Source organism: Mumia sp. zg.B17 (assembly GCF_019550915.1).
In the GTDB taxonomy this organism is placed as follows: domain Bacteria; phylum Actinomycetota; class Actinomycetes; order Propionibacteriales; family Nocardioidaceae; genus Mumia.
Genome location: NZ_JAHWCI010000007.1, coordinates 158,771 through 180,166 on the forward strand (window position 1 = coordinate 158,771; position 21,396 = coordinate 180,166).

Below are 21,396 nucleotides of genomic sequence, written 5' to 3' on the forward strand. Positions count from 1 at the left end.
CCCGCGGACGCCAGAGAGTGACCCGCGGACGCCAGAGAGTGACCCGCGGGCGCCAGAGAGTGACCCGCGGGCGCCAGAGGGTGACCCGTGATCAGTCGATGCGGCGCGCGACCTGGTAGCCGTCGCGGTCGAGCACGGTCTCCCAGCTCGTGCCCGGGTGCCGCTCTCGTGCGTACGCCGCAGCGTCTGGCGCCTGCCCGCCCCAGCTCGTGAAGGCGTCGATCACCATCCAGTCGGGGACCGCGTCACCCACGGTGCCGGTCCAGTAGACCGTGCGGTCGCTGGTCAGGTGGGTGATCAGGCCGATGTCGGTCTCGACCTTCGCCCCCTCCGGCACGAGCGCCAGGACCTCCTCGGCGGCGGCGGCGCGCGGACTCGCCTCGTAGGTCTCCGCCTCCGCCAGCCGCGCCAGGGGGAACTGTGACACGAGTGCCAGGGCGACGCCTGCTACCAGTGCGGGGACGTGCGTGGCGTAGCGGCGGAGCCAGGTCGGCGACGCCCAGGTCCACCGACTCCTCTCCTCGGCCTCTTCCGCGGCCCGCAACCGCGCGATCGCGTCGAGCATCGCCACGAACACGATCGGCATGATGACCAGGCCGTAGTGCCAGTCGGTGCCCCAGTAGTACTCGTTGTCCCCGACGAAGCGCCACAGCAGCGTAGGCCCAGCCACGAGGACCCAGGGCGACCTCAGCGCGAGGAAGCCCGTGACGCCGAAGGTCGCGATCAGCGTCGGGAGCTTGAGGTCCCACCCCGCCCAGAACGTCGCCCACGGCCCCGGGCCGCCCTCGCCGCCCGCTCCGATCACGCCGACGTAGTCGTAGCCGCCGCCGGGGTTGAACGACGGGATCACGACCAGGAGCGTCAGCGCGAACCCGCAGAGCCCGATCACGGCCGTCGCGGCGCCGATCCGGCGGGCACCGGAGAGGGCGAGGACGATCCCGACCGCGAGCACGGTCAGACCCAGGTCTTCCTTGACGAGCAGCAGCGGCAGGGACCATGCGGCCGCTGTCCACCACCGGCGCTCGAGATAGGCGACGCCGGAGAGGGCCAGGAAGACGGCGGCGAAGGCCACCTCGTGGAAGTCGACCCACACCGCGGAGGCGATGCCGAACGACACCCCGTACGCCAGTCCGACCGCGAGGCCGGCGGCAGAACCGAGGAGGCGGACCGCGCCGCGCGCGATCACCCACACCGACAGCGCGATGAGAACGGCCTGCGCGACGAGCAGGGTCCGGCCGTCGGGGAAGACGCGGTAGAACGGGGCCACGAGCGCGGTGACGGGCGAGAAGTGGTCGCCCAGGATGTTGTATCCGGGAGCCTTGATGTCGACGATCGGCGCCTCGAGCCTCGAGTAGGCCGCGATCGCCTGCTCGAAGATGGCGTTGTCCCACGACGGCGTCTCGAAGCGTCGGAAGCGGAGCAAGGACACCGCCGCGTACGCCGTGCCGCAGACGACGGCCAGCAGAGCGGGGCCGAGGATGCCGACTGCGCCGGAGCGTCTGCGCGCGCCGACGTCGTCCTCGGTCGAGGGGTCGGTCATGCCGACACGCTATCCGGCGGGGCCAGCGGTCCGCCGCGGTCTCCCCGTGCCGATGCCGCGAAGTGGTCACCGAGGAAGGCCAGCTGGCGCGGGGCCATCCGCCGCCAGTAGCCGACGGTGTGTCTGCCGGGTTGGAACCCGCCCGCAGGGCGCCGCTCGAACCCACGCACGTAGTCGCGGGTGGCGGCGGCGAACGGGTCCGACCGTCCGCAGTCGATCCGCACCGGGATCCCTCGCAGGGACTCCTGCCGCGAGGTCACGTCGACCGCAGCGAAATCGTCCGCGTCGTCGTACGCGCCCGGCGCCGTGTCGGCGTAGTCGCGCCACAGCGCTGGACTCATCACGGCCACGGCGGCGACTCGATCGGGCCCGAGGGCCCCAGCCAGGTGAAGGGCTCCGAACCCGCCCATCGACCAGCCGAGCAGCCCGACGCGGTCGGTGCGCACCCCGTGGCGGGCCACCAGCGGGAGGAGCTCGTCGACGATCATGGCGGGGGCGTCGTCACCGTCGTCGCGTGCATGCCAGTAGCTCTCTCCGCCGTCGACGCTCACCAGGGCAAAGGGCGGTGTCCCTCCGGCGACCGTTGCCGCGAGAAAGCGATCGAGGCCCAGGTATCCGGGGCTGAACGCGGAGGCGTGGTCGTTGCCCCGGCCGTGGAGCACGACGGCTACCGGCAGGTCGCGGGAGTGCCCTGGCGGCAGTGCGAGAGCCCAACCGCACCGCTGACCACGGCGCGCTGCGGAGCTGAAGGAGCCGGTGAGGAGGCGTCCCGGGCGTACCTGCGGCACGACACCGTCCGCGCCGTCGTCCTCGAACGCGCGGGAGGCGACGGCACCACCGGCGACGAGGCCGACGGTGGCCACACCGCCGATGACGAGACGGCGTCGTGTCAGGTGACGGGCGGCGGCGGAGTCCGGCGTACGGCGCATGCGGACATCCTCACGGCTCACGACACCGGTGTCCGGCGAATCAGGACCGGCGTCAGTACCAGCCGTTGGCGTTCTTGAACGCCAACGCCGAGCACGGGTCGCCGAAGCGGTCCTTGATGTAGCCCAGCCCCCACTTGATCTGGGTCGCCGGGTTCGTCTTCCAGTCCGCCCCGGCCGAGGCCATCTTGGAGCCGGGCAGGGCCTGCGGGATGCCGTACGCGCTGGAGGTCGGGTTGTCGGCGTTCCAGCGCCAGTTGCTCTCGCCCACCCACAGGTCGTTGAGGCATCCGAACTGGCCGCTGAAGCCATAGTCGGGGAGCATCGCCTTCGCGATCTGGCGCGGATCGCGGTCCTTCATGCGCGCGGTCCTGGTGGCCATCCGGGCGGCGCGGGCGGTCTTTGCAGCCTGCTGCTTCTTCGCGTCAGCGATCGAAGGGCTCGGCGCAGCCTTCTGCGGGGCCGGCCGCTCCCCGGATCGCGAGACCTCGGCGTCGTCACGCTCCGCGGCCCTCGAGGGGCTCGAGCGCGGGTCCAGCTTTTCCAGCCCGGTGACGGACTCCACCTCGGTCGCCGGCGGTGCACCGGTCGCACCGACGGCCGCGCCACCGACGATCGCCGCCGAGGCAGCGACCGCCGCGGCCACGGCGATCCGACCGCGCGGCGTACGGGCGCGGGTGAGGAGCCGTGTCGTCAGCGGTTTGCGTTCGGCCTTGCGTCGGCCGTCCTGGGCACCAGAACGGCGCACGGGCATGCGGGGGTCGATCACTCGTGGTCCTCCGGGGGAAGGAATCGCGGTAAGCGCAACCCCCAGGATGCGCGGAGAACATCACGGGATCAAACAGACAACCAGTGAAAATCCGGTCAGATCGCCCTCTGACCTGCACGAACGGACTTTCCTGAGAATCTGGGCCTACTCCCTGGCGACGGACTCCGCGGCGTGCGCCCCACCCGTGGCTGCGCCCGACGACCCGTCGGCGTCGGACGACGTGTGAGCCCCCGCACGAGCGCTCAGCATCAGGTTGTCCCCGGTCTCGGGATCGAAGAGGTGCAGCTTGGAGACGTCGATCGTGAGCTGCGCCTCGTCACCCTCACGCACCCGGGTCGTCGGGTCCAGCGTCACCACGATCTGCTGCTGCATCCGCTCGCCGTCGAGGTCCTTGGCGAGCTGGTCCAGCGTCGACCTGACCTCGGACGGGGCCTCGAACGGGATGTAGGCGTACTGCTCGTTGCCCAGCCACTCCACCACGTCGACCGTGGCCGAGAACGGCACGCTCGCCTCGGGCACCTGGGGCCCGTTGGCGTCTGTGAAGTGCTCGGGACGCGCACCGGCGATGAGGAGCTCGTGCCCCTCGGCCGCCTTCGCCATCTCCGGCGGCATCGTGAACGAGACGAAGGGCAGCTCCAGCTGGTCCCCGTTGGGGCGTGCCGGAAGCATGTTCATCGGCGGCGAGCCGATGAACCCGGCGACGAACAGGTTGACCGGGTCCTCGTACAGCTCGCGCGGCGAGGCCACCTGCTGGAGGACGCCCTTCTTGAGCAGAGCGACGCGGTCACCGAGCGTCATCGCCTCGGTCTGGTCGTGAGTGACGTAGACCGTCGTCACGCCGAGCTTGCGCTGCAACCGGGCGATCTCGGTCCGCATCTGCCCGCGCAGCTTCGCGTCGAGGTTCGACAGGGGCTCGTCGAAGAGGAATGCCTGCGCCTCCCTGACGATCGCCCGCCCCATCGCGACGCGCTGGCGCTGGCCGCCGGACATGTTGGCCGGCTTGCGGTCGAGGAACTCGGTGAGCTCCAGCGTCTGCGCGGCATCGCGCACCCGCTTGTCGATCTCTTCGTCCTTCATGCCCTTCTGAAGGCGCAGCGGGAAGGCGATGTTCTCGTAGACGTTGAGGTGGGGATACAGCGCGTAGTTCTGGAAGACCATCGCGAGGTTGCGGTCGCGCGGCGGCTCGTCGTTGACCCGCCTGCCGCCGATCATCATGTCACCGGACGTGATCTCCTCGAGGCCGACGATCATCCGCAGCAGCGTCGACTTCCCGCAGCCGGAGGGACCGACAAGGATCATGAACTCCCCGTCGGCGACCTCGAGGCTGACATCGTTCACGGCCGGCGCGTTGTCGCCGTACTGCTTGACGATGTTCTTCATCTCGATGGTGGCCATGGTGATCAACCCTTCACTGCACCGGAGGTGAGCCCGGAGACGATCTTGCGCTGGAACAGGAGGACGATGATGAAGATCGGCACCGTCACCACGACGGAGGCCGCGGCGATCGCTGCGATCGGCTGGTCGAACTGCGACGCACCGGTGAAGAACGCCAGTGACGCCGGCACGGGGATCGCCCGTGTCGTGGAGGTCAGAGATATCCCGAAGACGAAGTCGTTCCAGGCGAAGAAGAACGTGATGATGGCCGCCGTGAAGACTCCGGGCGCCGCCAGCGGGACGATCACCTTCCGGAACGCCTGCCACGACGAGGCACCGTCGACCTGGGCCGCCTGCTCCATCTCCCACGGGATCTCGCGGAAGAACGCCGACAGCACCCAGATCGACATCGGCAGGGTGAACGACAGGTACGGGATGATCAGACCGAGCCACGTGTCGTAGATCCCGATCGCGCGCCACATGTCGAAGAGCGGGCCGACCAGGGCGACGACCGGGAACATCGCGATCGCGAGCGCCATCGAGAGCACGAACTTCTTGCCCCGGAACCGCAGCCGCGCGATCGCGTACGCCGCGAACGTGGCGAGCACCACCGAGATGGTCGTGGAGATGACCGAGATGCCGAACGAGTTGACCAGCGCGCTCTGGAAGAGGTCGAACTTGAAGACCGTCTCGTAGTTGTCGAGGCCGGGGTCGTGCGGGAGGAACCCGCCCTGGTTGACGTCGGCGTTGCCACCCTTGAGGGAGAGCGAGAGCAGGTAGACGACCGGTGTCAGCGTGTAGAGCACGATCAGCTCCGCGCCGACGATGGACGACCACGAGACGTGCGGCGCGGTGTCGCCGAGCAGGAGGCCGACGGCGCCGGTGAGCACGAACACGGTGGCCACGATCAGCCAGAGCCAGAGGTCGGGCCGGTCGATCAGGACGAGCCCGGCACCGGCGAAGATCAAGCCGATGACGATCGCGACCAGCGACCACACCACCCGGGACTTCCGTCGCGGTGACATGTCAGTCTCCTCTCACCTGGCTCAGGTCCACCCGGAACAGCTTCATCAGCCCGAAGGCGATGATGAGGACCGAGAGGAACAGCAGCACCGACATGGCCGACCCGAGGCCGAGCTCGACGCGTTGGATCATGGCGTTGTAGACCAGCCCCGACGGCGGGGCGGTGCCGTTGGCGAAGCCCGTCATGATGAACGGGCTGTCGAAGATGCGGTAGGCGTCGAGCGCCCGGAAGAGCACCGCGACCATGATCGCGCCGCGCATGGACGGCAGGATGACCCTGGTCAGCCGCTGCCACGCGGTCGCCCCGTCGACCGTCGCCGCCTCGATCGCGTCGTTCGGGACCTGCGAGAGGCCGGCGAGGAGGAGCAGGGAGACGAACGGCGTCGTCTTCCAGATCTCGGCGAGGCAGATGACGAAGATCGAGCCCCAGAAGTCGTCGAACGGGTTGGTGCCTGGGTCGAGGTTGAGCCACTGGTTGACGAACCCGGTCGTCGGCTGGAACGCGTACAGCCATGCGTACGCCGAGACCACCGTGATGATGCCGTACGGCACAAGGATCGAGGCTCGGACGATGCCGCGGGCGACGAGGATGTTGTTCATGACCATCGCGAAGCCGAAGCCGATGACGAGCTCGACGGCCACGGTGACGACCATGATGAACACGGCGACGCCGACCGCACGCCACCACAGCGGGTCGGACAGGACCACGCCGTAGTTCGAGATGCCGACGAACTCACGGTTGTCGGGGTCGGTCAGCCGGTAGGTGAACAGCGAGAGGTAGAGCGCCCGCAGCATCGGCCACGCGGTCACCAGCAGCATCACGGCGACCGCCGGACCTGCGAGCTTCCAGCCGAGACGGTTCTCGGAGCTCTCAGCCGTGCGTGCCTTCGCCGGGCGACCCTTGTCAGGCGCCGCCTTGGTGGGTTCCAACGTCGTGGGGCTGGTCATCCTCATCGCCTCCCGCTCACAGCAGCGCCTTGCCCTGAAGGACGTCCTCGATGTATCTCTTCGACTCCGCCGGAGTCTTGTCGGGGTTCACCGACGACGGCGGGTGCCAGCTCGAGTAGAGCGCGGTGCTGATGTCGCTCCAGTACGGCGTCATCGGCCGCGCGGCCGCGGCGTCGATGCTCTCGCGCCACAACGGCGCCATCGGGAAGGCCTTGCGCGTCTCCGGCTCGTCATAGATCGCGGAACGTGCCGGCTGGTTGCCCGAGGCCTGGGCGTACGTCTTCTGGCTCTCCTCCGACGTGAGGCACGCGGTCGCCTCGTACGCCAGCTCCGGGTGCTTGCCATAGCTCGACACGCCGATGTTGATGCCACCGATCGGTGGACGGCTCTCCTCGTCGGCGACCGTGCGCGGGTAGCGGACCCAGGCGAGGTCTTCCTTGAAAGGAGCCACGTTGGGATCGGAGTAGAGGTAGGTCCAGTTCACGAGGAAGCCGCCGTCGGCTGCCGAGAACGCGGCGACGGACCCACCCTCGTCCGCGTTCGACAGGGCAGGCGGTGCGGCATCGGACTTGCCCAGCGTGGAGACGACCTCGGCGGCCGCCTTGCCCGCCGGGCTGTCGATGGTGATCTTGGCGTCCTTGCCAGCCTCGGGATCCTCGACGATCTGTCCACCGGCGCCTGCGACGAGGGAGTTGATCCACACGGAGTAGCCCTCGTAGCGCTTGGCCTGGACGCTCACCGTCGTCCCGGTCTTCTCGGCCGCGGCGATGACCTGGTCCCACGTCACCGGTCCGCTCGTGTCGAGGCCGGCCTTCTTGGCGACGGACTTCTTGTACCAGAGGATCTGGGTGTTGGACCAGAGCGGCACGGCGACGAGGTTGTCGTCGTAGGTGGCCGCCTCGATCGCGCCGTCGAGCATGCCCTCAGAGAGCTGGGACTGCTGCTCCTCGCTCATCGGCTCGAGGAAGCCGGCGTTGGCGAACTCGGCGGTGAAGGCCGGGTCGAGGCTCATCAGGTCGATCGACGTGTCCTTCGCCGCCAGGCGGCGTACGAGCTGCTCACGCTGCTGGGAGGCGTCGTTCGGGAGCAGCTGGACCTTGATGTCGTAGGCGCCGTTGGACTCCTTGGCGCACTTCATCGCCAGATAGGCCTGGCCACCGGGGGTCTGCTTGCCGTCCTCGCCGGTGACGTACGGGTCGAGGTTGGAGACGTCGGGGTTGATGTACCACGTCAGGGTCGGCGTACCGCTGTCGGAGCCGCCTCCTCCGCACGCCGCGAGAGCGCCAGCCGTGATGACAGTGGCGGCGAGCACCGCGGCCCGCCGTCGAGCCCTCATCCTCATCGACAGCTCCCGTCGTCAAGGGCGCTCGGACGCCTGCGTACGTGACGTCAATACTGAACCACAGCGGTGGGACTTTCGCAGACCGAGAGACCCGGACTTTCACTGCACCAAGCCCGGGCCGCCCGCCAGGTCAGAGGGTCGGATCCTCCAGCATCTCCGTGACCAGCGCCGCGACCGGCGAACGCTCCGACCGTGTCAGCGTGACGTGGGCGAAGAGCGGGTGGCCCTTGAGCTTCTCGACCACTGCCACCACGCCGTCGTGGCGGCCGACGCGCAGGTTGTCCCGCTGAGCCACGTCGTGGGTGAGGACGACCCGCGAGTTCGCGCCGATCCGCGACAGCACGGTCAGGAGGACGTTGCGCTCGAGCGACTGCGCCTCGTCCACGATCACGAACGCGTCGTGCAGCGACCGTCCCCTGATGTGGGTGAGCGGGAGAACCTCCAGCATGCCGCGCTCGATGACCTCCTCGAGCACGTCACCGGAGGTGACCGCACCGAGGGTGTCGAAGACGGCCTGTCCCCACGGGCCCATCTTCTCGGCCTCCGACCCGGGGAGGTAGCCGAGCTCCTGACCTCCGACGGCGTACAGCGGGCGGAAGACCACGACCTTCTTGTGGAGGCGGCGCTCCATCACCGCCTCCAGCCCCGCGCAGAGCGCCAGTGCGGACTTGCCGGTCCCCGCGCGCCCGCCCATCGACACGATCCCGATCTCGGGGTCGAGGAGGAGGTCGAGCGCGACCCGCTGCTCGGCCGAGCGGCCGTGGATCCCGAACGCCTCACGGTCGCCGCGGACGAGCCTGACCCGCTTGTCGGCGGTGACCCGGCCGAGGGCGCTCCCCCGCGACGACAGCAGCACGAGGCCCGTGTGGCACGGCAGCTCCCGCGCGTCGGGGAGGTCGGCGACGCCCCGGTCGTAGAGGTCGGCAACATCCTCTGCGGGGACCTCGAGCTCGACCATGCCCGTCCACCCGGACTCCAGCGCGAGCTCGGCGCGGTACTCCTCGGACGCCAGCCCGACGGCTGACGCCTTGACCCGCATGGGCAGGTCCTTGGAGACGAGCGTGACGTCGCGGCCCTCGTCGGCGAGGTTCTTGGCCACCGAGAGGATGCGCGTGTCGTTGTCACCGAGCCGGAACCCTGACGGCAGCGAGCTGCAGTCGGTGTGGTTGAGCTCGACGCGCACCGTGCCGCCCTCGTCGTTGACCGAGATCGCGCGGTCGAGCGTGCCGTGGCGGACCCGCAGCTCGTCGAGGAGACGCAGCGCGCCGCGGGCGAAGTAGCCCAGCTCGGGATGGGCTCGCTTCGCCTCGAGCTCGCTGATCACGACGACCGGGATGACGACCTCGTGCTCGGCGAAGCGGGTCAGAGCCCGGGGATCGGCGAGAAGCACGCTGGTGTCGATCACGTAGGTGGTGGGGATGTCAGCAGCCACGGCAATCTCCTCGTACGAGCCCACGCGCATCCCCGCGCCGGCTCACTCTCTCGCAGATGGAGCCGGTTGCGGAGCGGCGGGCCCGGGGGCGGGCCGACCTCCCGCCGTGCGCACGGGACCGGCTCCTGTGACGAGCGGTCGGTGGTGCACGGAGGGCCTCCCGGTGCCGTCGGGAGGTGGTCCCGTCGACGAGACGACGGTACGACGCGGGCGGTCCCCTTGGACAGCGACACGCCACCAGGTGGACAGGTCCTGTCAGGCGGGCGGGCGGCTCACTGCCCGAAGCGGCGCTCGCGCTCGGCGTACGAGCGGATCGCACGCAGGAAGTCCACGCGCCGGAACGCCGGCCAGAGCGCTTCGCAGAAGTAGAACTCGCTGTGCACGCTCTGCCAGAGGAGGAAGCCCGACAACCGCTGCTCGCCGGACGTCCGGATGACGAGGTCGGGGTCGGGCTGACCCTTGGTGTAGAGGTGGTCGGCGATGTGCTCGACGTCGAGCACCTCCGCCACCTGGTCGATCGTCCGACCCTGCTCGGACTGCTCGCGGAGGAGCGAGCGCACGGCGTCGGCGAGCTCCTGGCGGCCGCCGTACCCCACGCAGAGGTTGACCTCCATCCCGTCGACGTCGCTGGTCGACGCCACCGTGTCCTGCAAGGACCGGGCGATGTCGGGCGGCAGGAGATCGAGGTTGCCGATGAGCCGCACGTGCCAGCGCCGGGAGGCGGTGAGCTGGTCGACGAGGTTGGCGATCACGGCGAGCAGCGCACGGACCTCGGGCTCGGGACGCAGCAGGTTCTCGGTGGACAGCAGCCACAAGGTGACGACCTTCACCTCGAGGTCGTCGCACCAGCCGAGGAAGTCGACGATCTTGTCCGCGCCCGCCTGGTAGCCGCTCGAGACGTCACCACCGGCACCCCTGGCCCAGCGGCGGTTGCCGTCGACGATCACGCCCACGTGCGCCGGGACCTGGTCGGGGCGCAGCCTGCCGAGGAGCCGGCGCTCGTACGCCGTGTAGAGCAGGTCGCGGACCGACACCGGTTCGTCCTCCCGTGAGGAGTGTTACCTACGCTGGCGTAGGTGCGTTGGCTAGGGTCGACTCGTGACTGAGCACGAGAGACATCCCGGGGCAATCGACGTCGGCGATCGTCTTCGCGATGCCGTCGACGAGATCAAGCCTAGACTGCGCGGCTGGCTGCACGCCGCCACCTGGCCCCTCGCGCTCGTCGCCTTCGTGGTGCTGCTGGTCCTCGCCCCCGGAGCCAGGCCCAAGACCGGCGTGGCCGTCTACATGGCGAGCGCGCTGCTGCTCTTCGGCGTCAGTGCCGTCTACCACCTCGGGCGCTGGGGCCCTCGTGCCGAGGTGCTGCTCAAGCGCCTCGACCACGCCAACATCTTCCTGCTCATCGCGGGCTCCTACACGCCGTTCGCCCTCATCCTTCTCGAGCCCCGCGAGGCGGCCCTGCTCCTGACCCTGGTGTGGACGGGTGCCATCGGCGGGGTGCTGTTCCGGGTCCTGTGGGTCCACGCGCCACGATGGCTCTACACCCCGATCTACGTGCTGCTCGGATGGGCCGCGCTCTTCTGGCTCGAGGACTTCGCCGCGGCCTCCTCGACGGCCGTGCTGGTGCTGATCATCGTCGGCGGGGCGCTCTACTCGCTGGGCGCGCTCGTGTACGGGTTGCGCTATCCCGACCCGTATCCGCGCTGGTTCGGGTTCCACGAGGTGTTCCACAGCCTGACGATCGCGGCCTTCGTCGTGCACTACATCGGTGTCTCGCTGGCCGCCTACTCGGTGTAGGCGCCTAGGCTGGCGTCATGACGCACCCCATCGGCCTTCCACCGGGGAGGCCGCTGACGCGTGCCGACCTGGACACGCTCCCCGACGACGGTCGCCGCTACGAGCTCATCGACGGCTCACTGATCATCACTCCCGCGCCCTCTCCGGAGCACCAAGAAGCCGTGCTGGAGCTGACCGTCCTGATGCGGGCGTCGTGCCCGCCGGAGATGAAGGTCTTCGTCTCGCCCCTCGACGTCGTCCTCGCCGAGGACTCGGTGGTCCGGCCCGACGTGGTCGTGGCACGCCGTGCGGACGTCGAGGGCAGGGTCCTCTCCGCGCCCCCGGTGCTCGCCGTGGAGGTGATCTCGCCGAGCACGCGCAGCATCGACCTGCTGCTCAAGCGGTCGCGCTACGAGTTCGCCGGCGCCGGCTCGTACTGGGTGGTCGACCCCGACCCGTACGAGCGGTCGCTGACCTGGTGGGAGCTCGAGGGCGGCGAGTTCGGCGAGATGAAGCGGATCGTGGGCGACGAGTCGGCGACCTTCGAGCGCCCGTTCCCCGTGACGCTGTCGCCGTCGGACCTCCTCGGCTGAGCCCCCGGAGGAGTCAACCGCGCAGCTGGGACGGATCGGTCACGGGCCGCTCGCACGCGAAGCCCCGGCACACGTAGGCCGCCGGCGTTCCGTCGACGAGGTCCTTGTACGCGAACAGCGGCACCGGCGTACCGACCGGACCCGCCACCACCACGGCTCCCGGTGACGGGAGCGAGAGAGCGGCGCGGTGGAGCCGCGCCGCCGCCTCGCCCTCGCCCACGACGGCGATCTCCAGCGGGCCGGCCAACAGCGCCTCCGCGGCCGCCAGCGTCCAGCCGGCGAACCGCGGCGACCCGGTGGCGAGGGCGGACGCCGACCGCACCGCGTCCTCGGCGCCGCTGCGGTAGCGGTCCTCCCCCGTGACGGCGGCAGCCGCCACGAACGCCGCCGCCGACGACGACGTCCCTGACGGCGCGGCGTTGTCCGCGAGGTCGCGAGGGCGTACGACCAGCCGCTGCGCGTCGTCGGCGGTGTCGTAGAACCCGGTCACGCCGGCATCCCCGGGGACCCGGAAGTGGTCCAGCACCGTGTCGAGGAGGCCGGTGGCCCGCTCCAGCCAGACGGCGTCGCCGGTGATGCCCAGGACCGCGAGGTAGGCCTCCGCCACGCAGCCGTAGTCGTCGAGCACGCCGGCGTTGGTCGACGGCACCCCGTCGCGCGAGGTCCGCAGCAACCTGTCGGCAGCATCGGTGTGCACCGTGGCGAGCAGCGTGGCCGCCACGACAGCGGCGTCGCAGTAGTCCGGCTCCTCGAGAAGCACACCGGCCTCGGCCAGCGCAGTCACGGCGAGACCGTTCCACGCCGCGACGACCTTGTCGTCGCGGGCGGGCGCGGGCCGGGTCGCCCGGGCGGTGACGAGACGCTCACGGACCGACGCCCAGCGAGCCGGGTCGTCGGGGTCCTCCCGCAGCTGCAGCGTGGAGGCACCGTCCTCGAACGTGCCACCGGTCGTGACCGACAGCAGCCGGGCGGCCCAGGCGCCGTCGTCGTCACCGAGCACCTCGACGAGCTGCTCCGGGGTCCAGACGTAGGTCGCCCCCTCGACGCCCTCGGTGTCGGCGTCGAGGGCGGAGGCGAACCCGCCCTCGGCCGTCGCGAGGTCGGTCAGGAGGAAGTCGGCGGTCTCCCGGACCACCCGCAGGGCCAGCGGCGAACCGGTCTGGCGCCACAGGTGCAGATAGACGCGCAGCAGGAGCGCGTTGTCGTACAGCATCTTCTCGAAGTGCGGGACGACCCACCCTGCGTCGACGCTGTAGCGCGCGAAGCCCCCGCCGAGCTGGTCGTACATGCCGCCGCGTGCCATCGCGTCACAGGTGTGCTCGGCCATCGCGAGGGCGTCCGCCGACCCGGTCCGTGCCGCAGCCCGCAGGAGGAACTCCAGGCACATCGACGGGGGGAACTTCGGCGCGCCGCCGAACCCGCCGCGGGCGGCGTCGTACTGCCCGGCGAGGCCGCGGACCGCCTGGTCGAGGGCGTCCGCGTCGAGCGCGGGACCGTCCCCTGCCTCGAGCGCGCCGAGGTGGGAGACGACCTGCGCACTGATCCGGTCGACGTCGCCGCGGCGCTCCTCCCAGACGTCGACGACGGCCTCGAGCACCTGCCGGAAGGCCGGCATCCCGTGCCGGGGCTCGGGTGGGAAGTAGGTGCCCGCGAAGAACGGGTCACCCGACGGGGTGAGGACGACCGTCATCGGCCATCCGCCCTGACCGGTCATCGCCGTGGTGGCCCGCATGTAGACCGCGTCGACGTCGGGGCGCTCCTCCCGGTCGACCTTGACCGGCACGAAGTGCTCGTTGAGATAGGCCGCGGTCGCCTCGTCCTCGAACGACTCGTGGGCCATCACGTGGCACCAGTGGCACGCGGCGTAGCCGACGCTGAGCAGCACGGGCACGTCGCGCTCGGCCGCGAGCGCGAGCGCCTCGTCACCCCACTCGTGCCAGTCGACCGGGTTCTCGGCGTGCTGCAGGAGGTACGGGCTGGTGGCTCGGCTGAGTCGGTTCGCCATGCCCTCAGCCTAGGCACGATCCAGGATGCGCGGCCGCCGATGCTCCGTAGCGTGGGGCATCCAGCACCACCGAAGGAGACCCGATGGCACTCGACACGATGATGGTTCTCGCCGCGAGCTACGACAGCGAGGACGACGCGGTCGCCGACTACGAGGCGGTCAAGGAGGTCTATCGGGAGAGTGGTCTGATCGACACCTACGACGCCGCCGTCATCTCCAAGCACGACGACGGCACGGTCAAGATCGTCAAGAAGCACGAGCAGCCGACGCGCCGCGGAGCGTGGGGCGGGCTCGGGATCGGTCTGGTCGGCGGCGCGCTGGTGGCGCTCTTCCCGGCGGTCGCGCTCGCCGGCAGCCTCCTCGCCGGCGGCGCGGCAGGGGCGGGCGTGGGCGCGCTCGCGGGCCACGTCTCGCGAGGCATGAGCCGCGGTGACCTCAAGGACCTCGGCGAGCTCCTCGACGACGGCCAGAGCGGGCTCGTCGTGGTTGCGGCCACCGACATGGAGGCGCACGTCGAGCGCGTGGTCAAGAAGGCCGCCAAGACGATGAAGAAGGAGCTGCGCGCGGACGAGAAGGCGATCGAGGCCGAGATCGACGAGGCCAGCAAGGCCTGACGGAGCGGCCTCTCGTCGCGTCGGTCACCCGTCGAACGACTGGCCCCGCGAGGCGAGCTCCTCGCCCAGGATGCGCACGGCCTTCGGCCCGACGCCGTGGATCGCGAGCAGGTCCTTGCGTGAGACCGTCGTCAGCTGGTCGTACGTGGTGTAGCCGCTCGACGCCAGCTGGCGTCGAGCCGTACGGCCGATCTCCTCGGGGTACTCGGTCGGGACGGGCGAGTCCTGGGGCGGCATCGCTGAGCTCCTCTCAGGGCCGCGCGTCCCTGACGTCCTCGCGTCCGTGCTGGTGCGCCAGGCGCGCGTGGCGGTGGCCGTACCCGAAGTAGACCACGAAGCCCAGCAGCAGCCAGACGAGGAACCGCAGCCAGGTCTCCACGGCGAGGCTCGCCATCAGCCCGAGGCAGCAGACGACCGCGACGACCGGCACGAGGGGAACCAGCGGCGTACGGAACGGACGTGGCATGTCCGGGCTGGTACGACGCAGGACCACCACCGCGATCGAGACGACCACGAACGCGAAGAGCGTCCCGATGCTGACCATCTCCGCCAGCACCGAGATGGGTACGAGGCCGGCGAGGAGCGCCACCGCGCCCACCGTGACCCCCGTCATCAGCACCGGGGTGCCCCACCGTGGGTGCACACGCCCGACGACCGGTGGCAGCAGTCCGTCGCGGGCGAGCGCGAACCCGATGCGCCCCATGGCCACGAGGTCGACGAGGATCACCGAGGTGAGACCGGCGACGGCGGCGATCCCGATGAGCAGACCCGCCCACTCCAGGCCGACCTGGTCGAACACGTCGGCGACCGCGTCGCTCTCGCTGAGGTCGCGGTAGTCGACCAGCCCGGTGACCACCAGGCACACGCCGACGTAGAGGACGGTGCAGATCCCGATCGTCCCCAGCAGACCGAGCGGCATGTCGCGGGCAGGCTTGCGCGTCTCCTCGCCGAGGTTGGCCACCGCCTCGAACCCGGAGTAGGCGAAGAAGACCACGGCGGCAGCCACGAGCACGCCGGCGATGCCGAACTGCGTCGGCTCGACGCCGGAGAGGAACTGCCAGAGCGGTGCGCGGATCCCCTCTGCCGTCCCGTCGGAGCTCGGCTCGGCCGGCGGGACGAAGGGCACCAGGTTCTCGGGCCGGATGTGGAACGCGCCGACCGCGATCACGAAGACACAGATCGACACCTTGATCACCACGAGTCCGTTCGTGAGCCACTTGGACTCGCGGATCCCGCGGATCGCCACCCAGCCGAGCACGAGGACGATGCCGATCGCTCCGACGTTGACGACCGATCCCTCCTCGGCGAACCACCGGTCCGGCAGGTTGAACACGCCGGCGAGGTAGCCCGACCAGCCGCGTGCCACCACCGCCGCGCCGAGTGCGAACTCGAGGACGAGGTCCCAGGCGATCACCCAGGCGAAGATCTCCCCGATGGTCGTGTAGGCGTAGGTGTAGGAGCTGCCCGCCGTCGGCACCGCTGCCGCGAGCTCGGCGTAGCAGAGGGCGGCGAGCAGGCTCACGAAGCCGGCGACCAGGAACGACACCATCACGGCGGGTCCGGCGTTCTCCTTGGCCTGGAGCCCGGTGAGGGTGAAAATCCCGGTGCCGATGACGATCCCGATGCCGAAGCCGATGAGGTCACGGGCCTGGAGGTTCTGACGCAACCTTCCCTCGGGGGCGGTCTGCGCGCCGGCGCTGCCGTCGGCGGGCGGGGCGTCATTCTGATGGACGACGTCCTCGACCGCCTTCCTCCGTGTGATGCTCATCGCTCGACGGTAGAGTTCCGTCGCCGTTCTGTCAGGGGAGCTCCCTCGTCCTGACAGCCCGTGCGCGAGGTGGCAGGCTGCGTCCGTGCCAAACATGACCAGCAACACCAAGCAGGCGGGCCGCGGCGTCCGCAACAGCAAGGCCCTCGAGACCGGCGCCAAGATCGGCCTCATCGCCTACGGGATCGTTCATCTCCTCATCGCATGGATCGCGATCCAGGTTGCGGTCGGCGGTGGCGGCGAGGCCAGCCAGGGCGGAGCGATGAAGACGCTGTCCGACGACCCGGTGGGCGTCGTCATCCTCTGGATCACCGCGGTCGGGTTCGTGGCGCTCATCTTCTGGAAGCTCTCCGACGCCATCTTTGGCTTCCAGGACGAGGACGGCACGAAGAAGATCGTCAAGAAGGTCGAGGCGGCGGCTCTCGCTGTCCTGTACGGCTTCCTCGCCGTGCTCGCGTTCAAGTCGGCCAGCGGTTCGGGCGGCGGCGGCGGCAACAGCGAGGAGGGCTTCACCGCGCAGGTGATGAGTGCCCCCGCAGGCCGCTGGCTCGTCGGTCTCATCGGTCTCGCGATCATGGCCGCCGGCGCCTACCAGATCTACCGCGGTGTGACCCGCCGGTTCGAGCACGACCTCAAGCCGCAGGCGACGAGCGGCAGCAGCGGCACCGCGCTCGTCCGGCTCGGCCAGGTCGGCTACACCGCGAAGGGCATCGCCCTCGGCATCGTCGGCCTGCTGTTCATCATTGCCGCCATCGACTACGACGCCGACAAGGCGGGCGGTCTCGACGATGCGCTCAAGACGCTCCGCGACCAGCCCTTCGGCCCGGTCCTGCTCATCCTCGTGGCCCTGGGCCTCGCGGCCTTCGGCGCTTACTGCTTCGGCTGGGCGCGCTACGTCAAGCGCCGGTGAGTCCGGCTGCCTAGGCTGCGGGGATGGACTCGCACGCCTGGGACAGCCGCTACACCGAGCAGCCGTCTCCGTTCGGCGACGCCCCCAACGCCACGATCGTCCAGGCGTTGGGGGCGTTGACGTCCGGGGACGCACTCGACCTCGCGTGCGGCGACGGACGTCACGCCGCCTGGCTCGCCGGGCAGGGCTGGCAGGTCGACGCGGTCGACTTCTCCCCCGTCGCGATCACCGCCGCACAACGACGGTGGGGAGACGTCGGTGGTGCGGTGCGGTGGATCGTCGGCGACGCGCTCGCCTGGGAGCCGGGCCGACGGTACGACCTCGTGCTCATCGCCTACTTCCAGAGCGAGCAGCTGCGCACCGTCCTCGACCAGGCCCGGACGTGGTTGACCCCGCGAGGACGGCTCGTCTATCTGGGGCATGCTCGGGAGAATCTCGTCTACGGCGTCGGCGGGCCGCGTTCGGCGGCGGTGCTTCCGACCGTGGCCTCGCTGGCCGGCGCGCTCGACAGCCTGGAGGTGCTCGACCTGCGCCACGTCGAGCGCGTCACGCCCGACGGCACCGCGTACGACGTCCTCGCGGTGGCCCGCGAGTTCCCGGCCTAGGACACCTCGTCGGGGCGCTGGACCTGGGCGACGAGCCGAGCGGGTGCCTGCACGCAGTAGGCGTCCACGAGGAGCTCGCTCAGCTCGTCCCAGTCGGTCTCGTCGTCGAGGAGCATCCCGACGACGTTGTCTCCCCACTCCCCGCGGAAGTAGGGCGGGCCGAGTCGCTCGAAAGCCATCAGCTCGTCGCGCTCGGCCCGGAAGGTGATGCGGAACAACCCGTCCTCGCCACCGAACACGTGGGCGACCGTCGCGGAGCCCACGCGCCAGCGGACTCCCACCCAAGCGTCCTCCTCGACGCACGACGGGAGACCTGAGAGCGCCTCACGGATCCGGTCGAGCATCTCGAGGGGGACGTCGGGTCGGGCAGCCACCGCATCACCTTCTCCTACGGGACTGACACTCCGCACTGCCAGTCCCGCACCACCTACGGCGTGAGCCTCCACACCTGCCCGGCGGGAGACCCCGGCGGGTACGACCGACGCGTGTTCCACGCATACGCCGTCGCGTAGAGGCGCGTGCCGCGAGCAGCCAGCGAGCCGGAGCTCGGGACGGCGAACGACGGGCCGGCCCCGTCGACGCGCCGGATCGGTCCCTCGATCTCGTCGACCCACACCACGCCGTCGGACGTCGCCGTGGCTTCGCTGACGGGCCGCGGGGTCACCCAGGTGCGCAGCACCCGTCCGGCGGCGTTGAGCCGGACGACGCGCGTCGGCGCGTTGGTCGACGAGTCCTCGGCGATCACGGCGTAGACACGGCCGTCCGCGCCGTGCGAGAGGGCGTTCACGACGGGAGCGTTGGGCGCGCCGGCCGGCCGCGGGGCGCGGTACCAGGTGCGCATCCTGCCGTTGCGGAGCCGGAGCACCGTCTTCGACAGGTTGTCGAGCACGAGGACCTGACGGCGCAGCGCCACGACGTCGCCGGGGTCGGCGCGTCGTCCGTCGAACCTCGGCCTGGCGACGACGCTCAGCTTCCCGCGCTTGGTGACACGGACGACCTTGCCGGCGTACTTGCCGGGGGCGTACGTGCTGAACGTGGCGTAGACCGAGCCACCGGGCCGCCGATCGACCCCCGCGACACCGGCGGCGAAGGTCTCGAACGCCGTGCGGTTGGACGGGAGGCGGCTGGCGACCGTGCGCCGCTTCGTGCCTGCGGCGGTCATCGACCGGATCCGCCCGGTGCGTCCGATGCAGTCGGCATCCGAGGTCCCGCCCGGACGGCAGGCGCCGCGGCCCCACCTTCCGTGCCCGGCCTCGCTGACCAGCAACCGACCGGAGGCCGTGAAGCTGATCTGACGGACGTTGTCAAGCCCTCTGACGATGTGCGTCGTCGCCTGCCGGGCGTCCGAGCCGGCCGTGCGTTCGTCGGGGCTGGCGCCCTGAGCGCTCGCGGGGGCGACGGTCATCAGGCTCGCCACCAGGGCCCCGGCGGCGGACATCGCCATCAGGGCTCCCGTACGGGTGTGTGCACTCATGTGCTCTCCTTCGACGCGCCGCCCGGGGCTGCCGGAGATCGGCAGGCGACTCGACCATCGTGCACAGGAGAGGGTCAGGGGCCGTGGCTGTTGCCCGGAGGCCCGGGCCGACGGTCAGGCGTCGTCGCGCGGCTCCTCGGCCGGCGGGCGAGGACGCTCCGTGGCCGACTCGTCGAAGTCCACCTTCTTCATCTGGTGCGACATGCTGCGCATGAGGAAGTAGAGGCCCACGCACAGCGCGAGGATGATGAAGAGCGCGACCCAGCCGGCAGGCTTGAAGTTGATCTGCTCGGCGGCGGCGAGCACAGCGGTGGACATGCCTCCAGCCTACGCCCGCCCTCAGCGCAGACCGGCGAACAGGTCGTCCTCGGGCACCGACGTCTCCACGAACGACGTCACCAGCTCGTAGTCCTCGGTGGGCCACGCCTCGGCCCGGACCTCCCGGGGGATCGCGAACCAGTGGCCGTCGGGGTCGATCTGGGTGGCGTGGGCCCGCAGCGCGTCGTCGGCGACGCCGAAGTAGTCCGAGCAGGGGACGCGCGTGGTGAGCCGCTGGTCCTCGTCCGGGTCGAACGTCCACTCCTTGAGCCGCTCGCGGTAGACCGGCTCGAGCCCGTGCCGCTCCAGCGCCGAGTCGATCGCCTCGGCGCGGGCCCGGGACCAGCCCCGGTGGTAGTACAGCTTCTGCGGCTGCCAGGGCTCGCCGAGCTCGGGATAGGCGTCGGCGTCTCCGGCCTTCTCGAACGCGTACACCGAGATCTTGTGGCACATGATGTGGTCGGGGTGCGGGTAGCCCCCGTTCTCGTCGTACGTCGTCACGACGTGCGGGCGGAACGACCGCATCAGCGCGATCAGCGGCTTCGCGGCCTCCTCGACCGGCACCAGGGCGAAGCATCCCTCCGGCAGCGGAGGCAGCGGGTCGCCCTCGGGCCACCCGGAGTCGACGAAGCCCAGCCAGTCCTGCTTGATCCCGAGGATCTCTCGCGCCCGGTCCATCTCCTCGCGCCGGATCTCGACGATCAGCTCGGGGTTCTCGAGGATCCCGGGGTGGTCGAAGCTCGGGTTGAGGATCGAGCCGCGCTCACCGCCGGTGCACGTGGCGACGTGGACGTCGACGCCCTCGGCGACGTACCTCGCCGTCGACGCCGCCCCTTTGCTCGACTCGTCGTCGGGGTGGGCGTGGACGTGCATCAGGCGCAAGTTGTCCGGCACAGCAGTCCTCCGGTGGGTCGTGTGGGTCGCTCGGTCACAATGGTGGCATGCCCGTGACCGACCCCGCTCTCTCCACCAGCCGGTACGGAGAACGCCGGACGCTGAGTCGCCGCACCTGGACGGTCATCGCCGCCGTCGGCGTGACGCTCGGCGTCATCGCGGCGTGGTTCGTCGCGCAGGCCCAGGCCGGTGACTCCTTCCAGGCCGACGTCGTCGCGTACAAGGTGCTCTCCGACCACGAGATCTCGGTGACGGTCCGCGTGCTGCACCCCTCGGGCGACCCTGCCTTGTGCGAGGTGGCCGCGCAGGCCGAGGACCACTCGTACGTGGGCGAGGCGACCATCCGCGTGGACCGCACCGATACCGACGAGATCCAGGTCAGGGACGTGGTCGCGACCGAGCGCCGCGCGGTGACCGCGACGGTCGTGAGCTGCCGCCTCGCCGACTGAGGATGCTTGGCCGAGAGCCTGGCTGTTGCTAGGCTCAAGGTTCAGCCCCAGGCGTGACGTCTGGGGTTTGTTACATCCAAGGAGCTTTTCCCATGACGACGTCGAACGAAGAGAAGAACACGGTCTGGCTCACCCAGGAGGCGTACGACCGCCTCCAGGCGGAGCTGGACCATCTTCGTGGCCCCGCTCGCCAGGAGATCACGACGAGGATCGCCGACGCCCGCGAGGAGGGCGACCTGCGCGAGAACGGCGGCTACCACGCGGCTCGTGAGGAGCAGGGGAAGTCCGAGGCCCGGATCCGCCAGCTCGAGGACATGCTGCGCCGCGCCGAGGTCGGCGAGGCGCCCGCCGACGATGGTCTGGTCGAGCCCGGCATGGTCGTGACCATCACGTTCGCCGGTGACGACGACACGGAGACGTTCCTCCTCGGTTCCCGCGAGATGCTCGGGCTCGACGCCTCGGTCGAGATCCAGGTCTACTCCCCGCAGTCGCCGCTCGGCTCGGCGATCAACGGCAAGAAGGCCGGCGACTCCGCGACGTACGCCGCACCCAACGGGCGCGAGCTGACGGTCGAGATCGTCGACGCCAAGCCGTACGTGGCCTGACCCGCGACCGGCCTCCGACAGAGCAGACGGC

Annotated in this window: 23 protein-coding genes; 7 read left to right on the plus strand and 16 right to left on the minus strand. The window is 70.3% G+C overall.

Annotation, left to right across the window (positions count from 1 at the left end):
- Positions 1–91 precede the first annotated feature (91 nt).
- From KV097_RS12990 to KV097_RS13030, 9 genes are all read right to left on the minus strand, one after another.
- Entirely contained in the window at positions 92–1,540 is a 1,449-nt protein-coding gene (locus KV097_RS12990; protein ID WP_220366110.1) for a DUF2079 domain-containing protein, read from the minus strand.
- Positions 1,537–2,469 (minus strand): alpha/beta hydrolase family protein, encoded by a 933-nt coding sequence (locus KV097_RS12995; RefSeq protein ID WP_220366111.1) that lies wholly within the window; start codon positions 2,467–2,469, stop codon positions 1,537–1,539. Before KV097_RS12995 ends, KV097_RS12990 begins: the two co-directional genes overlap by 4 nt.
- 52 nt (positions 2,470–2,521) lie before the next feature.
- Positions 2,522–3,235 carry a lytic transglycosylase domain-containing protein gene (locus tag KV097_RS13000; protein ID WP_220346338.1) on the minus strand — a complete coding sequence of 238 codons (714 nt, stop codon included), beginning with the start codon at positions 3,233–3,235 and terminating at the stop codon, positions 2,522–2,524.
- A 144-nt stretch (positions 3,236–3,379) separates the two neighbouring features.
- Entirely contained in the window at positions 3,380–4,630 is a 1,251-nt protein-coding gene (locus KV097_RS13005) for an ABC transporter ATP-binding protein (protein ID WP_220343804.1), read from the minus strand.
- Between the two features lie 5 nt (positions 4,631–4,635).
- Complete coding sequence (locus KV097_RS13010) at positions 4,636–5,634, minus strand: carbohydrate ABC transporter permease (protein ID WP_220343803.1); 999 nt, start codon at positions 5,632–5,634, stop codon at positions 4,636–4,638.
- 1 nt (position 5,635) lies between these two features.
- Positions 5,636–6,580, minus strand: coding sequence for a carbohydrate ABC transporter permease (locus KV097_RS13015; protein ID WP_220366112.1), 945 nt, complete (start codon positions 6,578–6,580; stop codon positions 5,636–5,638).
- Positions 6,581–6,596: 16 nt separating this feature from the next.
- Positions 6,597–7,922 carry an extracellular solute-binding protein gene (locus KV097_RS13020; protein WP_220366113.1) on the minus strand — a complete coding sequence of 442 codons (1,326 nt, stop codon included), beginning with the start codon at positions 7,920–7,922 and terminating at the stop codon, positions 6,597–6,599.
- 130 nt (positions 7,923–8,052) lie between these two features.
- A complete protein-coding gene (locus KV097_RS13025; protein WP_308289423.1) occupies positions 8,053–9,354 on the minus strand; it encodes a PhoH family protein in 1,302 nt (433 codons plus the stop codon).
- Positions 9,355–9,626: 272 nt separating this feature from the next.
- Entirely contained in the window at positions 9,627–10,388 is a 762-nt protein-coding gene (locus KV097_RS13030) for an isoprenyl transferase (RefSeq protein ID WP_220343799.1), read from the minus strand.
- A 64-nt stretch (positions 10,389–10,452) separates the two neighbouring features.
- On the opposite strand from KV097_RS13030, the gene KV097_RS13035 reads away from it, so the two are divergent.
- Both KV097_RS13035 and KV097_RS13040 read left to right on the plus strand, forming a co-directional pair.
- Complete coding sequence (locus tag KV097_RS13035) at positions 10,453–11,151, plus strand: hemolysin III family protein (protein WP_220343798.1); 699 nt, start codon at positions 10,453–10,455, stop codon at positions 11,149–11,151.
- A gap of 17 nt (positions 11,152–11,168) precedes the next feature.
- A complete protein-coding gene (locus tag KV097_RS13040) occupies positions 11,169–11,723 on the plus strand; it encodes a Uma2 family endonuclease (protein ID WP_220343797.1) in 555 nt (184 codons plus the stop codon).
- 13 nt (positions 11,724–11,736) lie between these two features.
- Here the strand turns inward: KV097_RS13040 and KV097_RS13045 are convergent, their stop codons facing one another.
- On the minus strand, positions 11,737–13,728 hold the full coding sequence (locus tag KV097_RS13045) for a thioredoxin domain-containing protein (RefSeq protein ID WP_220366114.1): 1,992 nt from the start codon (positions 13,726–13,728) through the stop codon (positions 11,737–11,739).
- Between the two features lie 83 nt (positions 13,729–13,811).
- Between KV097_RS13045 and KV097_RS13050 the strand changes: the two genes are divergently transcribed.
- The gene (locus tag KV097_RS13050) at positions 13,812–14,342 is read left to right on the plus strand and encodes a DUF1269 domain-containing protein (RefSeq protein WP_220343795.1); all 531 of its coding nucleotides are present in this window, start codon (positions 13,812–13,814) and stop codon (positions 14,340–14,342) included.
- Positions 14,343–14,366: 24 nt separating this feature from the next.
- On the opposite strand, the gene KV097_RS13055 is transcribed toward KV097_RS13050, so the two are convergent.
- Both KV097_RS13055 and KV097_RS13060 read right to left on the minus strand, forming a co-directional pair.
- Positions 14,367–14,579: a hypothetical protein gene (locus KV097_RS13055; RefSeq protein ID WP_220343794.1), complete on the minus strand. Its 213-nt coding sequence runs from the start codon at positions 14,577–14,579 to the stop codon at positions 14,367–14,369.
- Positions 14,580–14,592: 13 nt separating this feature from the next.
- Positions 14,593–16,110, minus strand: a complete 1,518-nt coding sequence (locus tag KV097_RS13060; protein WP_220366115.1) for an APC family permease — start codon at positions 16,108–16,110, stop codon at positions 14,593–14,595.
- Between the two features lie 94 nt (positions 16,111–16,204).
- On the opposite strand from KV097_RS13060, the gene KV097_RS13065 reads away from it, so the two are divergent.
- Positions 16,205–17,020: a DUF1206 domain-containing protein gene (locus KV097_RS13065; RefSeq protein ID WP_220366134.1), complete on the plus strand. Its 816-nt coding sequence runs from the start codon at positions 16,205–16,207 to the stop codon at positions 17,018–17,020.
- A gap of 23 nt (positions 17,021–17,043) precedes the next feature.
- Positions 17,044–17,625: a bifunctional 2-polyprenyl-6-hydroxyphenol methylase/3-demethylubiquinol 3-O-methyltransferase UbiG gene (locus tag KV097_RS13070; protein ID WP_220366116.1), complete on the plus strand. Its 582-nt coding sequence runs from the start codon at positions 17,044–17,046 to the stop codon at positions 17,623–17,625.
- On the opposite strand, the gene KV097_RS13075 is transcribed toward KV097_RS13070, so the two are convergent.
- The 4 genes from KV097_RS13075 to mca all read right to left on the minus strand — a co-directional run bounded on the left by KV097_RS13075 (position 17,622) and on the right by mca (position 20,290).
- Positions 17,622–17,999: an MmcQ/YjbR family DNA-binding protein gene (locus KV097_RS13075; RefSeq protein WP_220343791.1), complete on the minus strand. Its 378-nt coding sequence runs from the start codon at positions 17,997–17,999 to the stop codon at positions 17,622–17,624. The genes KV097_RS13070 and KV097_RS13075 overlap by 4 nt on opposite strands.
- Before the next feature lie 53 nt (positions 18,000–18,052).
- Positions 18,053–19,099: a hypothetical protein gene (locus KV097_RS13080; RefSeq protein ID WP_220366117.1), complete on the minus strand. Its 1,047-nt coding sequence runs from the start codon at positions 19,097–19,099 to the stop codon at positions 18,053–18,055.
- A 114-nt stretch (positions 19,100–19,213) separates the two neighbouring features.
- Positions 19,214–19,417 carry a hypothetical protein gene (locus tag KV097_RS13085; RefSeq protein ID WP_220366118.1) on the minus strand — a complete coding sequence of 68 codons (204 nt, stop codon included), beginning with the start codon at positions 19,415–19,417 and terminating at the stop codon, positions 19,214–19,216.
- Positions 19,418–19,438: 21 nt separating this feature from the next.
- Entirely contained in the window at positions 19,439–20,290 is an 852-nt protein-coding gene (mca, locus tag KV097_RS13090; RefSeq protein ID WP_220343788.1) for a mycothiol conjugate amidase Mca, read from the minus strand.
- Positions 20,291–20,358: 68 nt separating this feature from the next.
- Here mca and KV097_RS13095 point away from each other — a divergent pair, with 68 nt between their 5' ends.
- Together KV097_RS13095 and greA are read left to right on the plus strand one after the other, a co-directional pair.
- Positions 20,359–20,760, plus strand: a complete 402-nt coding sequence (locus KV097_RS13095) for a DUF4307 domain-containing protein (protein WP_220343787.1) — start codon at positions 20,359–20,361, stop codon at positions 20,758–20,760.
- Between the two features lie 92 nt (positions 20,761–20,852).
- Complete coding sequence (gene greA, locus KV097_RS13100) at positions 20,853–21,365, plus strand: transcription elongation factor GreA (protein ID WP_220343786.1); 513 nt, start codon at positions 20,853–20,855, stop codon at positions 21,363–21,365.
- Positions 21,366–21,396 lie beyond the last annotated feature (31 nt).

Coding starts and splice junctions, on each gene's coding strand:
- KV097_RS13095 (WP_220343787.1), top strand. CDS start 20,359: ATGCCCGTGACCGACCCCGCTCTCTCCACCAGCCGGTACGGAGAACGC.
- KV097_RS13055 (WP_220343794.1), bottom strand. CDS start 14,579: ATGCCGCCCCAGGACTCGCCCGTCCCGACCGAGTACCCCGAGGAGATC.
- mca (WP_220343788.1), bottom strand. CDS start 20,290: ATGCACGTCCACGCCCACCCCGACGACGAGTCGAGCAAAGGGGCGGCG.
- KV097_RS13085 (WP_220366118.1), bottom strand. CDS start 19,417: ATGTCCACCGCTGTGCTCGCCGCCGCCGAGCAGATCAACTTCAAGCCT.
- KV097_RS13005 (WP_220343804.1), bottom strand. CDS start 4,630: ATGGCCACCATCGAGATGAAGAACATCGTCAAGCAGTACGGCGACAAC.
- KV097_RS13010 (WP_220343803.1), bottom strand. CDS start 5,634: ATGTCACCGCGACGGAAGTCCCGGGTGGTGTGGTCGCTGGTCGCGATC.
- greA (WP_220343786.1), top strand. CDS start 20,853: ATGACGACGTCGAACGAAGAGAAGAACACGGTCTGGCTCACCCAGGAG.
- KV097_RS13065 (WP_220366134.1), top strand. CDS start 16,205: ATGACCAGCAACACCAAGCAGGCGGGCCGCGGCGTCCGCAACAGCAAG.
- KV097_RS12995 (WP_220366111.1), bottom strand. CDS start 2,469: ATGCGCCGTACGCCGGACTCCGCCGCCGCCCGTCACCTGACACGACGC.
- KV097_RS13070 (WP_220366116.1), top strand. CDS start 17,044: ATGGACTCGCACGCCTGGGACAGCCGCTACACCGAGCAGCCGTCTCCG.
- KV097_RS13045 (WP_220366114.1), bottom strand. CDS start 13,728: ATGGCGAACCGACTCAGCCGAGCCACCAGCCCGTACCTCCTGCAGCAC.
- KV097_RS13020 (WP_220366113.1), bottom strand. CDS start 7,922: ATGAGGATGAGGGCTCGACGGCGGGCCGCGGTGCTCGCCGCCACTGTC.
- KV097_RS13060 (WP_220366115.1), bottom strand. CDS start 16,110: ATGAGCATCACACGGAGGAAGGCGGTCGAGGACGTCGTCCATCAGAAT.
- KV097_RS13080 (WP_220366117.1), bottom strand. CDS start 19,099: ATGAGTGCACACACCCGTACGGGAGCCCTGATGGCGATGTCCGCCGCC.
- KV097_RS13050 (WP_220343795.1), top strand. CDS start 13,812: ATGGCACTCGACACGATGATGGTTCTCGCCGCGAGCTACGACAGCGAG.
- KV097_RS13040 (WP_220343797.1), top strand. CDS start 11,169: ATGACGCACCCCATCGGCCTTCCACCGGGGAGGCCGCTGACGCGTGCC.
- KV097_RS12990 (WP_220366110.1), bottom strand. CDS start 1,540: ATGACCGACCCCTCGACCGAGGACGACGTCGGCGCGCGCAGACGCTCC.
- KV097_RS13015 (WP_220366112.1), bottom strand. CDS start 6,580: ATGACCAGCCCCACGACGTTGGAACCCACCAAGGCGGCGCCTGACAAG.